Annotated in this window: 14 protein-coding genes and 1 tRNA gene; 6 read left to right on the top strand and 9 right to left on the bottom strand. The window is 67.1% G+C overall.

The window, feature by feature from the left end; genetic code table 11:
• Window positions 1-24 precede the first annotated feature (24 nt).
• Window positions 25-339, top strand: a complete 315-nt coding sequence (locus AC4LGL_RS26560) for a hypothetical protein (protein ID WP_039323062.1) — start codon at window positions 25-27, stop codon at window positions 337-339.
• A gap of 21 nt (window positions 340-360) precedes the next feature.
• Here AC4LGL_RS26560 and AC4LGL_RS26555 read toward each other — a convergent pair.
• A tRNA-Asn gene (locus AC4LGL_RS26555) sits at window positions 361-433 on the bottom strand.
• Between the two features lie 175 nt (window positions 434-608).
• Between AC4LGL_RS26555 and AC4LGL_RS26550 the strand changes: the two genes are divergently transcribed.
• Window positions 609-881 carry a hypothetical protein gene (locus AC4LGL_RS26550; protein WP_064877924.1) on the top strand — a complete coding sequence of 91 codons (273 nt, stop codon included), beginning with the start codon at window positions 609-611 and terminating at the stop codon, window positions 879-881.
• On the opposite strand, the gene AC4LGL_RS26545 is transcribed toward AC4LGL_RS26550, so the two are convergent.
• On the bottom strand, window positions 878-1,174 hold the full coding sequence (locus AC4LGL_RS26545; RefSeq protein WP_088304415.1) for a DUF7155 family protein: 297 nt from the start codon (window positions 1,172-1,174) through the stop codon (window positions 878-880). The two genes, AC4LGL_RS26550 and AC4LGL_RS26545, sit on opposite strands and share 4 nt — an antisense overlap.
• A 62-nt stretch (window positions 1,175-1,236) precedes the next feature.
• On the bottom strand, window positions 1,237-3,135 hold the full coding sequence (gene dnaG / locus AC4LGL_RS26540) for a DNA primase (protein ID WP_491841352.1): 1,899 nt from the start codon (window positions 3,133-3,135) through the stop codon (window positions 1,237-1,239).
• A 73-nt stretch (window positions 3,136-3,208) separates the two neighbouring features.
• Between dnaG and AC4LGL_RS26535 the strand changes: the two genes are divergently transcribed.
• Window positions 3,209-4,048: an alpha/beta fold hydrolase gene (locus AC4LGL_RS26535; protein ID WP_090431533.1), complete on the top strand. Its 840-nt coding sequence runs from the start codon at window positions 3,209-3,211 to the stop codon at window positions 4,046-4,048.
• On the opposite strand, the gene AC4LGL_RS26530 is transcribed toward AC4LGL_RS26535, so the two are convergent.
• Window positions 4,045-5,322, bottom strand: coding sequence for a deoxyguanosinetriphosphate triphosphohydrolase (locus AC4LGL_RS26530; protein WP_491841351.1), 1,278 nt, complete (start codon window positions 5,320-5,322; stop codon window positions 4,045-4,047). The genes AC4LGL_RS26535 and AC4LGL_RS26530 overlap by 4 nt on opposite strands.
• Window positions 5,323-5,381: 59 nt before the next feature.
• On the opposite strand from AC4LGL_RS26530, the gene AC4LGL_RS26525 reads away from it, so the two are divergent.
• Entirely contained in the window at window positions 5,382-7,412 is a 2,031-nt protein-coding gene (locus AC4LGL_RS26525) for a TPM domain-containing protein (RefSeq protein WP_491841350.1), read from the top strand.
• A 200-nt stretch (window positions 7,413-7,612) separates the two neighbouring features.
• Here the strand turns inward: AC4LGL_RS26525 and AC4LGL_RS26520 are convergent, their stop codons facing one another.
• The 4 genes from AC4LGL_RS26520 to AC4LGL_RS26505 all read right to left on the bottom strand — a co-directional run bounded on the left by AC4LGL_RS26520 (window position 7,613) and on the right by AC4LGL_RS26505 (window position 10,425).
• A complete protein-coding gene (locus AC4LGL_RS26520; protein WP_491841349.1) occupies window positions 7,613-8,443 on the bottom strand; it encodes an alpha/beta fold hydrolase in 831 nt (276 codons plus the stop codon).
• 64 nt (window positions 8,444-8,507) lie between these two features.
• Window positions 8,508-8,708 carry a hypothetical protein gene (locus AC4LGL_RS26515; protein ID WP_491841348.1) on the bottom strand — a complete coding sequence of 67 codons (201 nt, stop codon included), beginning with the start codon at window positions 8,706-8,708 and terminating at the stop codon, window positions 8,508-8,510.
• Between the two features lie 124 nt (window positions 8,709-8,832).
• A complete protein-coding gene (locus AC4LGL_RS26510; protein ID WP_491841347.1) occupies window positions 8,833-9,552 on the bottom strand; it encodes a hypothetical protein in 720 nt (239 codons plus the stop codon).
• A 9-nt stretch (window positions 9,553-9,561) separates the two neighbouring features.
• Window positions 9,562-10,425: an alpha/beta fold hydrolase gene (locus AC4LGL_RS26505; protein ID WP_055115387.1), complete on the bottom strand. Its 864-nt coding sequence runs from the start codon at window positions 10,423-10,425 to the stop codon at window positions 9,562-9,564.
• Between the two features lie 159 nt (window positions 10,426-10,584).
• On the opposite strand from AC4LGL_RS26505, the gene AC4LGL_RS26500 reads away from it, so the two are divergent.
• The gene (locus AC4LGL_RS26500; RefSeq protein ID WP_029121336.1) at window positions 10,585-11,406 is read left to right on the top strand and encodes an alpha/beta fold hydrolase; all 822 of its coding nucleotides are present in this window, start codon (window positions 10,585-10,587) and stop codon (window positions 11,404-11,406) included.
• Here AC4LGL_RS26500 and AC4LGL_RS26495 read toward each other — a convergent pair.
• Window positions 11,393-11,848: a winged helix-turn-helix transcriptional regulator gene (locus AC4LGL_RS26495; RefSeq protein WP_029121335.1), complete on the bottom strand. Its 456-nt coding sequence runs from the start codon at window positions 11,846-11,848 to the stop codon at window positions 11,393-11,395. The genes AC4LGL_RS26500 and AC4LGL_RS26495 overlap by 14 nt on opposite strands.
• A 54-nt stretch (window positions 11,849-11,902) precedes the next feature.
• Between AC4LGL_RS26495 and AC4LGL_RS26490 the strand changes: the two genes are divergently transcribed.
• A complete protein-coding gene (locus AC4LGL_RS26490) occupies window positions 11,903-14,599 on the top strand; it encodes a helix-turn-helix transcriptional regulator (protein WP_491841405.1) in 2,697 nt (898 codons plus the stop codon).
• Window positions 14,600-14,616: the final 17 nt, after the last annotated feature.

The following is a 14,616-nucleotide window of genomic DNA, read 5'->3' as shown; positions in this document are numbered from 1 at the left end:
CGACCATTACCCAAGGAGACACAGATGGCTTGGTTCCTCGCCATGGAAGGCCCTGCCAACAAGGCCGTCCTCTACCAACTGCAGGAATCAGTCAACGTCCAACAACTCGCCGAGGAGATGTCCAGCGCAGCCACCCTCGATCGTGCGGTCCCCGTTCCGGCCGTGTTGGCCAACAACCGGCAACAGGTGACGGTGTACGTGCGGCCGGCGGCTTGGGGCGTGTGGACGTTCTACCAACTGTCCGAAGAGGAGCGGAAAGCTCTCGCGTCGGCGTCCAATCCGCTGGTGGAGGCGCTTACCCAGGCGGCCCGTCAGGCCCAGGCCCGGCCCCAGTCCTAGGACTGGGGTTTGGAGAACTTGCTCCCCCGATTGGACTCGAACCAATAACCGCCCGATTAACAGTCGGGAGCTCTGCCAATTGAGCTACAGGGGACTACCTTCCGCGGAAGCTCCGCGGCCGAGCGTTGACTCTAGCGTACGGACCGCCGCTGCCGCCAACTCGCTCCCAGACGGGCGCGCCGCGGCGGCGGTGAGGCAGGATGGAGCACAGATGTTGGTTCTCTGGGGGCACGCCGCATTGGGAGGTCCGTCGCTTTGGGAGGTATTCAGTGATCCGCTATGCCGCCGTGATCGCCGTCGGCTACGTGCTGGGCGCCAAGGCCGGGCGACGTCGCTATGAGCAGATCGCCAGCACCTACCGCGCGGTGACGGCCAATCCGGCCACCAAGGCGGTGATCGACGCCGGACGACGCAAGATCGCCAAGCAGGTGTCTCCGGATCCGCAGTTCCTCACCCTGACCCCTATAGACGCAGAAACGTCGGTGCTCGCCACGAAGGAGAGCACCGACGGTTCGGCAAGAAAAGTAGCTGGTAGGGGCTAGCCGATCCCCTGATTGATCGACGTTCCGGGCAGCAGCGGCCCAGTGACGAATCCGCCATTGCCGCCGGCGCCGACCCACGGCGTGCCGATGTTGGCGGGCATGCCATTGGAGTACGACAGGCACTTGCCGTCCTCTTTGTTGCCGAACCAGGCCAGGCAGGCCGGCTGGGCCGTGACCTCGGAACCGGATGTGGATGTCGCGACGAACGCCGGGGCCGCCGCTGCGGCCCCCGTGGCCAGCGCAAATGCGCCAACTGCGACCAACCGTCGCGTCCGCGTGCTGAACAGTGTCACCAGGTCTGCCTCTCTCGCCTGAAGATGCCCGACTGCGCCTTACCCTATCGCGATGTGTCTGATCACGCAGTCAGGTCGTCGCCACTGGCCTGCTCGAGCAGGCTGCGCCGGTAGGACTCCATGGCCACCAGGTCACCGAACAGGGCGTGATATTCGTCTCCCTGCTCCACCGGCGACATGCGCTGCAGTTTGGACTTCACCTCGGCGATCTGGCGGCCCACCCAGACTTCCTGCAGGCGGGCCAGCACGCTGCTGATGTAGCGCGGCAGGTGCTCGTCGTCCTCGACGTTGATGGCCTCGACGCCCAGTTCGTTGACCAGGCTGGCTGCCGCCGGAGATGTGGTCTGCTCACGCGCGGCCTCGATCCACTGGGCCCCAGATTTGCCCGACGCCATGCCGCCGGCCGACTCGATCGCCGAACGCACCGCGGCGTACCCCGGATGGGTGAAGCTCTCGACGGTCAGCGAGTCGAACACCGGCCCGGCGATCGCCGGATACTGCAGGGCAGCCTTGAGGGCCTCGCGCTGCGGCCACAGCGTCGGATCGGCCGGATTGGGGCGCGACACGGGAGCCGCCGCAGGTTTGGCCTGTTGCCGCGCCGGCTGGCGCCGCGAATCCTTGCGGCCACCGCTGGCGTCCTCCCGCACCCGGCCGATCACCTGGGCGACGTTGTCCCAGCCGACCCAGCCGGCCAGCTGCCTGGCGTACTCGTCGCGCAGTGTCTGATCCTTGATCCGGGCTGCGATCGGCACGCAGCGCCGCAGCGCGGCCACCCGGCCCTCGGCACTGTCGAGGTCATGCTCGGCCAGTGCGCTGCGAATCACGAACTCGAACAACGGAGTTCGCCGTGCCACCAGATCGCGCACCGCGCCGTCGCCGGAGCGCAGCCGAAGATCGCACGGATCCATCCCGTCGGGAGCCACCGCCACGAACGACTGACCGGACAGGTTCTGCTCGCCCTCGAAGGCTTTCACCGCGGCGGCCTGGCCCGCGGCGTCACCGTCGAACACGTAGATCAACTCGCCGCGGAAGAAGTTGTCGTCCATCATCAGCCGGCGCAGCATCGACAGGTGCTGCTCACCGAACGCGGTGCCGCATGAGGCCACCGCGGTGGTCACCCCAGCCTGGTGCATGGCCATCACATCGGTGTAGCCCTCGACCACCACGGCCTGGTGCCCCTTGGCGATGTCGCGCTTGGCGCGGTCCAGTCCGAACAGCACCTGCGACTTCTTGTAGAGCACCGTCTCGGGGGTGTTGACGTACTTGGCCTGGTTCTGATCGTCGTCGAACAACCGACGCGCGCCGAAGCCGATGGTCTCGCCCGAGGACACCCGGATCGGCCACAGCAGCCGTCGATGGAACCGGTCCATCGGCCCACGCTTGCCCTCCCGGCTCAGCCCGGCCGCCTCCAACTCCTTGAACTCGAAACCCGAACGCAGCAAATGCTTTGTCAGCTTGTCCCACCCCGACGGCGCGAACCCGCACCCGAACTGGGCGGCCGCGGCGGCGTCGAAGTTGCGCTCGGTCAGGTATTTCCGCGCCTCGGCGGCCTCATCCGAGGCCAGTGCCTCGGCGTAGAACTCCTGGGCGGCGGCATTGGCGGCCAGCAACCGGCTGCGGCTGCCCCGGTCCCGCTGGACATTGGTCGTCGACGAGCCGGTGTAGGTGACGGTGTAGCCGACCTTGTCGGCCAACAACTCGACCGCCTCGACGAACGTGACGTGCTCGATCTTCTGGATGAAGGCGTAGACGTCGCCGCCCTCGCCGCAACCGAAGCAATGGAAGTGACCGTGGTTCGGCCGCACGTGGAACGACGGCGACTTCTCGTCGTGGAACGGGCACAGACCCTTCATCGAGTCGGCCCCGGCCCGCCTCAACTGGACGTAATCACCGACGACATCCTCGATGCGGACCTTTTCACGGATGGCCGCGATATCGCGATCTGAAATCCGGCCGGCCACCGGCCTAGTCTATGCGTGCCCGGAGGCGGCGTTGACCGGGTTCGCCGCCACCTGGGGAAGGATGTGAACTGCGGTGACAAAACTCCCACCCGACTGGATCGAACGCGACGACCGCCGGGTCGCCTTCACCGCCTACGGGCCCGACTCCGGGATGCCGGTGCTGTTCATCGCCGGTGCAGGATGCGGCCGGCTGATGAGGTTCGGCGAACAGCACCTGGAGAACCACCACGTGCGGTTGATCTCGGTGGACCGGCCCGGGATCGGTGCGTCTGGTCCCGACCCGGACAAGACTTTCGACAGTGTCGCCGCGGACTTGGCCGCGGTGATCGATACCGTCGCGGGCGTCCCGGTGCCGGTTGTCGCCAACTCTCAGGGCGCACCGTTCGCGCTCGCCCTGGCCGAGACCGGGCGGATCGACGGACTGGTGCTGGTATCGCCGATCGATGATCTCGGCTATCCGCCGGTGACCGCGCTGTTGACCCCGCCACACCGCGAATTCGTGACGGCGATCGCCGCCGATCCGGACGGCGCCGAGCACGATCTCTCCGGCTACACCGCTACCGCACTCTTCGACATGATCATGACCGACTATCCGGTATCCGACCGCGTCGTCTACGACGATCCCGGCTTTCGCACCATGTTGCGGGCGGCCCTTGTCGACGGATTCGCCCAGGGGCCGGCCGGATACGCCCGCGACACCGTGCTGGCGACTACACCGTGGCCGGCGCATCTGCTGACTCCCGCCACCGATGTGCAGTTGTTGTTCGGCAGCGACGACACCGTGCACTCCCCCGATCTCGGCATCACCCTGGCCGGCCGGATACCCGGAGCCAGTCGAACCGTCGTCGACGGTGTGGGCGGCGCGTTGCTGTGGGCGTACCCCGATCTGGTGCTGCGCCGGTTGAGAACCTAGTCGGACATCGGCCTGGGCGAGCGTGCCTCGTGCACTCGCTCCAGCCGGCTCTCGGTGTAGGACGCAATCTGGTCGACCACCACGCGCAGCCGGGCGCCGTCGTCGGCCGCGAGGTCGAACTCGGGCGCGAACTGCGGGTCCAGACTGCCCGGCGCCTGCGCCCACAATGCGAGGGCCACTTCGTGGATGAGCGTGCGCTGATCGGCCTGGATCTGCAGGTGCCGGTGATCGGACATGATGAACTGCAGCGCCAGCATCTTGAGCAGCACCACCTCGGCGCGGACCAGCGGCGGGACGGTCAGGTCCGCATCGAACCGACGTAGCGGTCCCGCCCCGGCAACCGCCCGGGTCTGCGTGATCGCCGCGTTGGCGAAGCGCCCGACGAGTTCACTGGTCAGGGTCTTCAGCGCGACTGACGAAGCAAGGGTTCCGTCGTACTTCCCCACCGCGGCCACCACCGGAACCTGCGACAACCGCTCAGCGGCGGCCAGCAGATCGTCGTGGGTGACGCTGGGGAAGTTCTTGGCACCCAGGTCCGCCAGCGAAGAGGCCGCATCGGGATCGCCGAGCACCCGCAGGTCGATGCGCCCGGAGATCACGCCGTCCTCGACGTCGTGCACGGAATAGGCGACGTCGTCGGCCCAGTCCATCACCTGGGCCTCCAGGCACGGCCGCTCGGCGGGCGCGCCGGCGCGTACCCACTCGGCGGCCTCTGCGTCGTCGTCGTAGAAGCCGTATTTCTTACGGGTACCGAAGCTTGGCCACGGATACTTCGCCACCGCGTCCAGCGCGGCCCTCGTCAGGTTGAGCCCGGCCGAACGCCCCTCGGCATCAAGAACTTTGGGCTCCAACCGGGTGAGGATCCGGAAGTTCTGGGCATTGCCCTCGAACCCGCCGAAAGGTTTCGCGATCTCGTCGAGCGCGCGCTCGCCGTTGTGCCCGTACGGCGGGTGCCCGATGTCGTGGGCCAACCCGGCCAGGTCCACCAGGTCCGGATCACAGCCCAACCCGATCGCCATGCCGCGTCCGATCTGGGCCACCTCGAGTGAGTGGGTGAGCCGGGTGCGCGGGGTATCGCCATGGCGTGGCCCGACGACCTGGGTCTTGTCGGCCAGCCGCCGCAGCGCCGCACTGTGCAACACGCGGGCCCGATCACGGGCGAAGTCAGTGCGGTGCTCGGTGTCGGTCCCGGGCAGCGCGGCACCCTTGGCCGACTCGACCACCAGACGTTGCCGGTCGAAGTCGTCATACCAGGCCTGCGTATCCCCGTTCACCGACGCACAGTCTGCCAGGAACCGACGCGCCAACCCCGCGGCGCACTAGATTGACGGTCATGCGTATCGCCCGTCTGCCGTCCATGCTGCTCGCGATCCTGATGACCGGCCTGCTGGTTGCCCCCAGCGCCGCAGCCGAGCCGCCGTCGCGGTTGGCCACCCAACTCACCGACAACGCCGGGGCGTTGTCGGCGGCCCAGCGTGGCAATGTGCAGCGCGCGATCGACAGGCTCTACGACGATCGCCACATCAAGTTATGGGTGATCTTCGTCGAGGATTTCTCTGGTCAGGGCCAGGACGACTGGGCCACGAACACCATGCGGCTGAGCGATTTCGGTGACGACGACGCACTGCTCGCGGTCGCCACGGTAGACCGGGCCTTCGCCTTCCGGGTGCCCTCCACGGTGACCGGCGCGGCGCGTGCCAACGACATCCGGCGCGACAGCATCACCCCGGCCCTGCGCCGTGAGGATTGGGCGGGCGCGGCCATCGCTGCGGCCAACGGGCTGAATTCCGCACCCGAATCCTCCGCCGCATCCCCTGCCGCGCCCGGCATCTCGTGGCCGGGCATGCTGATCGCCCTGGGCGTGATAGTGGTGCTGGCCGGGTTGCTGTGGTGGTGGTCGCGCCGGCGCCGGGCCAAGCGCCGCCACGCCGAGTTCGAGGCCGCCAAGCGGGTCGATCCGACCGACCCCGACGCGTTGGCGTCGGTGCCACTGGAGGCGCTCGACGAGCTGTCCCGCTCGATCGTCGTCGACGTCGACAATGCCGTGCGCACCAGTGAGGCCGAGCTCGAACTGGCCGTCGAGGAGTTCGGCGCCAAGCGCACCGAGCCGTTCAGCGCGGCCCTGGAGAATGCGAAAAAGGCTCTGGCCCAGGCCTTCAACGTGCGCCAGACGCTCGATGACGACGTCCCCGAGACCCCACTGCAACAACGAGATCTGCTGACCAAGGTCGTGGTGTCGGCGGCCAGGGCCGACCGCGAACTGGATGCCCAGAGCCAGGCCTTCGAGCAGCTGCGCGATCTGGTGATCAACGCCCCGACGCGGCTGGACGCCATGACCCAGCAGATGGTCGACCTGACCGCCCGCATCGAGCCGTCCAGCCAGAAACTGGACAATCTCCACACCCAATTCGATTCCACCGCACTGAGTTCGGTGTCGACCAATGTGGACACCGCCAAGGAACGCCTGGCGTTCGCCGACCGCAACATCACCACGGCCCGCAACCTGGTATCCCGGCCGGCCACCGATCAGACCGAGCTGGTGGACGCGGTGCGCTCGGCCGAGTCAGCCCTCGATCAGACCCGGACCCTGCTCGACGCCGTGGACAGCGCGGCCTCCGACATCAACCGGGCCCTGGCCGGTCTTCCCGCGGCGATCACGGATATTCAAGCCGGAATCGACCAGGCGAATTCGCTTCTGGGGCAGTCCGGTACGCCGCAGGCCGACAAACTGAGTGCGGCACGTGACGCAGCGAAGAAAGCAGCCGATGACGCGACAGCCAGCGGCAAGGCCGACCCGCTGGGCACCTTTACCCGGCTGACCAAGGCCGACGCCGAACTCGATCAGCTGCTGGCCGGAGTGCACGAACAACAGGAAGCCGCCGAGCGGCTGGCCCGCGCGCTGGAGCAGGCGCTGTTCACCGCCCAGTCACGGATCAAGGCGGTGTCGGACTTCATCGAAACCCGGCGCGGCAGCGTCGGACCGGAGGCGCGCACCCGACTGGCCGAGGCGCAACGGCAACTTCAGGCCGCCGAAGCCAAGCGCATCGAGAATGCCAACGAGGCGGTGGCGCATGCCAACGGGGCGTCGACGCTGGCTGCACAGGCTCAGGGCCTGGCCAACGACGACGTGCGGGCCGCACAACGGTCCTACACCTCGCAGTACGGCGGGGGCGGCGGTTCTGACATGGGCGCCGTGCTCGGCGGCATCCTCATCGGCAACATCCTGCGCGGCGGTGGCGGCGGCTTCGGTGGCGGCTTCGGCGGAGGGTACGGGGGCGGCCGCGGCATGGGGCGCCCGACGTCCTACGGTGGCTCGTCACATTCTTCGGGCCGCAGCTACAGCGGCGGTGGCGGCCGGTTCTGATCGCGTTTCCTTGGCGAGCAGACGTGCCGGTACCCCGGAGCGCGCGGAATCGGGTACCCGCGCGTCTGCTCGGCGTCAGGGGGTGAGCACCACCTTGCCGGAACTGGCCCAGACCCGGTTCGGCGCAGTCGACGTCGACGTCGACGTCGTGCAGTACCTCAGTCCACCGAGTTCGTTTTGACTGATGGCTTTCGTGACGCTCAGCCCAGGAACCGGTTGATGTCCTGGGCGAAATCGGTGATGTGCTGGAACAGGAATCCATGTCCGGCATCACTGTAGAGCAACACCTTGGCATCGGGCAGCCGCTGCGACATCGCGTAGCTGGCATAGGAATTGATCATCACATCGTGCGCACCGTTGGCCACCAGCACCGGCAGCTTCAGCTCGGCGAGCTGGTCATAGTACCCGCCAAATGCGGCGATGGCGCCAAGCTGCGCGCGGTAGGTGTCCGGCTGGACCGCAGCATGCGAGTGCCCGAGCCGAGTGTCCAAACGACGCAACGACACCATACCCGCCGACCGACCCTCGTCGGTCTCCGGAAAGAAGAGATACAAGTAGTCCTCGTCATCGTTGACCGCGTGACCGAGGATTTCGCCGACCCGAGGCCCGGGCGCCGGCTGCTCGGGCACCCCGGCCGGGGTGCTGCCCGCAACAATCAAGCGGCGCACCAGCTCCGGGGCCCGCAATGCGATGCCCTGCGCGACAATCCCACCCAGCGACCAGCCGAGCACGTCGACCTGGGGCAGGCCCAACGCGCGGATGAACGCGATCCCGCCGTCGGCGAGGCCGTCGATAGTGGTGGGCGCGGGTCCACTGGATGCGCTGGTCCCCCGGTTGTCGAACACGATGACCTCACGTTCGGCGGCCAGTTCATCGAGCAACTTCGGATCCCAGTGGTCGATCGTGCCGCGCAGCCTCATGCACAGCACGAGCGGAACCGTCCCGGGCCTACCGAAGCGGCGGTAGTGGAAGCGTTCCCCCTCAGGCCCACCGACGAAACGGTCGTCGGCCTGATCGGACAGGTATGGCATCGTGGTTCCCTTCTGGTTGGAATCTCATTCGACGTTCACATCGGGCGGTCTGGTGCGGTATCCGTCAAATGACCATCACCACCGTGGCTTTCCACCGCGGCGCCGAGCAGGAGCCGCAGGATTCTGACGACGCGGTTGATCGAGCACACCGCCGCCGTCGCAGCCAGAAGTCGAGATCGCCCTCCCCCTGCAGCGGGTGGTCGGCGGGCAGGCCCGGAGCGCCCATGTTCGTCCAGTAGATGTGGCGCCGGTCGGTGTCCACCACGATGCCGTCCGGGAAGGTGGCCAGCCCGGTGACGATCGGTGTGATGGAGCCGTCGGCGATGGTGACCCGGACGATCCGTTGCCGCGGAGTTTCAGTGCGATGAGGCGCGTGAACATGTCAGCCCTCAGCCCAAGGTGAGGTCAGTCAGTTCGATGGACACCACGAGTTGCTCTGGGACCGGGTGGTTGTCGGCGTCGCGGACGTAGATCATCCGGGTACGTGGGATCACCAGACCGTCGATCTCATCGAAATCCGAGATGTAGTGCGCGCCCGGGGATCCCCCGGCAATGTCGACCTGGTAGTCGCGTCGCCGGATCAATCCGTCGGCATCGACGTAGAGGATCTGGTGCGGGCTGTGGGTGGCGATGGTGTCGGGATAGTCGACGTGCAGCGTGCGCCACCGCTGCCCGTCCTCGGTCCAGGGTTCACCTTCTTCGGCACGCACTCCGGGGAAGGTGAGGTTGAACGGTTCGGCGGTGTAGGTCCACATGGCATACCCGGTGAAGTACGCCAACTGCAATGTGGTCCAAGGCGTTTCGAGGGTGTGTCCGGAAAATGACGCGCGCGGGTCGTCGAGTACCTCCACCACGTCCCCGTCTGTTTTCTCGATACCCACCCGCTGCGGGGTGTAGGCGGTCTTCAGATCCGGCGCGGTGAAGGGCCCCAGCGAAGTGCGTTGGTCTTTGATCCAGACGGTGATCTCACCGTCGTCGACGATCCCGGGGACGGCCTTGATGTCCCAGATGGCGCCGCCGAACCGCTTGTGTGCGGTGACCGAGGTCAGTTCGCGCCAGCGGTCGACTCCGCCGTAGGTGTTCAGGACAGTGGTGAGCAGGTCGGTCATGAGTTCTCCTTAACGGCCGAGGAATTGGCGGATGTGCTGGCCGAACTCGGCCGGGTACTGGTCGAGGAATCCGTGGCCTGCGTCGGGGTAGATCCGCAGCTGGGCGCCGCGGATCTTCTCCGCCAGCAGGTAGCTGTTCTTGGTGGACATCATGGTGTCGTTGTCGCCGTCGGCGACCAGCGTCGGCTGGGTGATGGCCGAAAGCCGCTCCAGTTTTGACGATTCCGGGATACCCCAGGTCATCAGGGCCTGGTACTGCGCATCACGGCAGGCCAGACTGGTTTCAGGGTCACGGTCGGTGTCGCGGGCATGGGTGCGGGCCAGGTACTCCCGGCCTCGTTGGACGCTCTGGTCGGAGCCGGAGAAGAACAGCGCGATGAATCCCTCGGCGGTGATCTCGTCGGCGCAGGCGTATGTGTAGACGTCCTCGGACCAGCGGTGCAGATCGGGGGCACCCTGCGGCGCGGTGCCCGCGAGCACCAGTCGGCGCGGCAACCGCGGGCGCACCAGGGCGATCTCCTGGGCGATGTGGCCACCGAGTGAGAAGCCCAGCAGGTCCACCGTGGCGATGCCCAGCGCATCGATGAACTTCAGGGCGTCGCGCGCCATATCCGTGACGTTGTCGGGGGTGGTCCCGGTGGAGCCACCGACACCGCGCAGGTCGACGGTGATCACCTCACGGTCGGCGGCCAGAACGTCGAGCAGTGCCGGGTCCCAGTAGTCGAGGTTGCCGCGGAAATGCTGGAGGAGCACCAATGGGGGCACCGTGGCTGATGGGTTACCGACGCGCCGATATGCGAACCGTTCGCCGTCGACCTCGATGTCGAGGTTGAGTGCGTGTGCGGCGCCCACCGCGGTGACGACGTCCGTCATCTGGAATCTCCCTGCCGTTGTCGATGACACCAGCCTCGGGACCTTCGACCCTCCGTGGGTATCCGTCAATTGACCACGCAGCCGAGAGGACGCGGTAGCACCTGGCGATGGTCGTTTGACGGATGACCCAATCGGGTGCTTGAGGTCAGACTTGCAGCCATGCCGTATATGGAGGGCTCCGACGGGGCGCAGCTGTACTACAAGGACTGGGGCAGCGGGCCGGCGGTGGTCTTCAGTCATGGCTGGCCGCTCAGTGCCGACGCCTGGGATGTGGAGCTGAAACTGCTTGCCGACAACGGTTTCCGTGCCATCGCTCATGACCGGCGGGGGCATGGCCGGTCCGAGCAGACGTGGTCGGGCAACGACATGGACACCTACGCCGCAGACCTGGCGGCTCTGATCGACGGACTCGGATTGTCCGATGTCGTCGTGGTGGGGCACTCCACCGGAGGTGGCGAGGTGGTGCGGTACGCAGCGCGCCACCGCACTGGCCGGGTGCGCAAGGTGATCACTGTCGGCGCGGTACCACCGGTGATGCTGGCATCAGCGGAAAACCCTGAGGGCACACCGCTGTCGGTGTTCGACGACATCCGGGCCCGGGTCCTGGCCGACCGGTCCGCGTATTGGCGGGAACTCGCGGTGGCGTTCTACGGTTTCAACCGGGACGGTGCCGCTGTCTCACAGGGATTGATCGACCATTTCTGGCTGCAGGGCATGCAGGCAGGGCTGGCATCGGCGTACGACTGTGTCAAAGCGTTCTCGGAGACCGACCTGGCCGAGGACCTTCGAGCCCTCGATGTGCCGATCCTGATTGCCCACGGTGACGATGATCAGATCGTCCCGATCCACGATGCAGCGTCGAAGGCGATCGAGCTGGTGCGGTACGGCACCCTACGCGTGTATCCGGGTGCCTCGCACGGGATTCACGGTGACTATCAGCAGCAGTTGGGTCGCGACCTGCTGGACTTCATCCGGAGTTGAGCGTGTCGATGAGGGTGACGTCCCGGGTGGTTACGCCGACGCCGTCACGCCGCCGGAATACCACCAGTGCATGCTCACCGGTGGATTTCTCGATGAACCGGTAGCTGCGGCGTTTGGTGGTGGCCCGGTGTTTGTGACCCCACTGCCCCATCGCGGCGAGCACCGGCACCAGATCATGCCCGGCGTCGGTGAGCACGTAGCGACTGCGCGTTCGCTCGCCGGGCTCCCGGTAATCCTCGACCGCCAGGATGCCGGCGTCCACCAGCTCGGCCAGTCGCGCGCTCAGCACATCGGAGGCCACCCCCAGCCGTTCCCGGAACTCGGAGAACCGGGACCGGCCCAGCAATGCCTCACGGATGATCAGGATGGCCCACCGCTGCCCCAGCACCGCCATGGTGCGGGCGATCGGGCAGGCGTCGTCGGACCACGGGTCGGTGCGCATCCTCACACTCTACCTGGGTTGGCAATGCCAATTCAGCCTGCTAACTTGGCGAGGGTGATAATCGGTCGGTCAGCCGAGTTGGCCAGCGTCACCGACACGCTCGCCACGATCTCCACCACCGGCACAGCGCTGGTCGTCGATGGTGAGGCCGGCATCGGCAAGTCCACGTTGCTATCGGCGATCGCCGACTGGGCGGTGGCCAACGGCTACCGCAGACTTGGCTGTTCGGGCCTGCAAAGCCAGAGCGAGGTGGGCTTCGCCGGCGTCCACGAACTCATCCACCCGGTGCTCGACCACACCGCAGCACTGCCACCCCGCCAACGCACGGCCCTGCTGACCGCCTTCGGGCTGGACGACGGTCCGACACCGGACCGGTTGCTGGTCAGTCTCGCGGTGCTCGGTCTCCTCGAAGAAGCCGCCAGCCGACGCCGAATCATCCTGATCATCGATGACGTGCAGTGGCTGGACCAATCCTCACTGGAGGTTCTGGCGTTCGTCGCGCGCCGACTCGGTAACGCACCGCTGATGATGTTGTGTGCCGAACGCACGGGACTCGACGGCGCCGCACCGTATCTGGACGGTCTACCTCGATTGTCACTGGGCCCACTGGCTCCCGAACACGCCCGACAACTGTTGAACACCACCGCACAGCACGCGGACACCTTGCTGCAGCAGCGGGTGCTCGACCAGGCGGGTGGCAACCCGCTGGCAGTCATCGAGCTGTCCGGCGCCGTCGACGAGCGCGGCAACAGCGCGGTTTTCTCCGGTGAGCCGCTGCCCACCACCCGCCGGGTCGAACGGGCCTTCCTGTCCCAGCTCGACGGGCTGACCGACAACAGTCGCCTGCTGCTGTTACTGATCGCGTCCAGTGATGGGCAGCTGCGTGACATCGACGTCGCAACCGATCTTCTCGGCCTGGCACTCACCGATGAACTGGCCCCGCTGGAGCGGGCGGGTCTGATCACAGCGAGCGGCGGCCGGCTCCACATGCGCCATCCGCTGATTCGGTCGACGGTCTATGGCTCGGCCCCACTGGCCGCGAGGACCGTCGTTCACCGGGCACTCGCCGATGCGACGGTCGACCCGGTCCGTGCAGCCTGGCACCGCGCCGAAGCCACCTTCGGCACCGACGAGCAGGTGGCCACGGACCTCGAAGCCGCCGCCCGCCAGGCCCATGCGCGCGGTGCAGGCGCCGAATCCGCCGCCGCCCTGCGCCGGGCAGCCGTATTGTCCCCCGATCCCGCCGCCCGGGTGCGGCGGTTGGCCGAAGCTGCCGAGATCGCCCGTAGCTCCGGGCTGACCGCCGAGTCCATCAGCATTCTCGGCGAAGCCGAGAGTCTGGGTGACCAGCATTGCAGCACAGGGCAATTGGTGCTCACCCGATTCGTCCTCAACGTCACCGCCGCGATACCGGGCCAGTCGGCCACCGAACTCGTCGCGCTCGCCGGCAAGTTCAGTGACGGCGACATCGAACAGCGTCGGTTGCTGTGGGCTGCAGCCATCGAGTGCCGCCTGCACGGCCTCGCCGAGGAACCCCGTCGCGACGTCGTTGCGGCCCTTCGCCACCTCGATGACGGCGCAGACGATCCGGTGGTGCGCATGGCATTGGCGTTGGTGGACGACACCGGCGCCGGTCAGGGCCTGCGCACACGCCTGCCCCGGCTGATCGACGAAGTTGCCGACGACCCCCTGTTGCTGATGGCGCTGGGGTTCGCCGCCGAGGCGGTCGCCGACCGCATACATGCGCTGCAGTGCTGGAACCGCGTGCAGAGCTTATCCAGGAAATCAGGGTCAGCTGCCGACGAATGCGAAAGTCAACGCGGTGCAGCGCAACTGCTGTTGGGAGAGGGCCGCATCCAGGCCGCGGCAATCGCTGCCGAGAATGCGCTGCGGCTGGCTCAGGACATCAACCTGCCGATGACCGCGGCCTCGGCGGCGGCCACTCTCGCCCGGGTGCAGGTATGGCAGGGCCGGTTCGATCAGGCCCGCGAGACGGTTGCCACGGCGCGTCGGCTGCTGGCGCCCGACCCGGCGATCCTGTGGCATGACGATGCGCACTGGGCGGCGGGTCTGCTGGCGCTCTGCACCGCCGACCCAGCCGACGCATTGGGACACCTGTTGAAGATGACTGGGCACCGGACCTCGCGGCGGTGGGCCATCGCCGATCTCGCCGAGGCTGCGGCCGGAAATGACCGTGCCGACCTGGTGCGGCCGCTGCTCGCTGACATCGAGGATCAAGCCCGACAGCTAGGAACAGGCCTGGAATTGATGCTCGCGCATCGTGCACACGCGCTCCTGGCACAGACCGATGCCGAGGCACAAGAGCATTTCCTGGCCGCTCTGGCCGCTGGCGATGACGCGGCTGCCGAACTCGAAACGGCCCGAACGCATCTGGCATATGGGCAATGGCTGCGTAGACAACGCCGGATCACCGAGGCTCGCACCCACCTGTCGTCGGCGCTGGCCGTGTTCGACGCTGCCGGCGCGGCGCCGTTCGCCGACCGGGCCGCCGCCGAGCTGCGTGCCGCGGGCGTGGCCATTGCCGGTACGCCCCGCCAGGGGCCGGTTTCCAGCCTGACCTCCCAAGAACTTCACATCGCTCAATTAGCCGCCGCCGGCCTGACCAACCGGGAGATCGCCGACCGCATCTACGTTTCACACCGCACCGTCGCGGCCCACCTTTACAAGATGTTCCCCAAACTGGGCATCACCAACCGCAATCAACTGCATACCGTGCTGGACGAACAGTAGTCGTTTCACCGATACCT

Source organism: Mycolicibacterium arcueilense (assembly GCF_058536225.1).
This window is presented reverse-complemented; position numbering and strand designations above follow the sequence as displayed.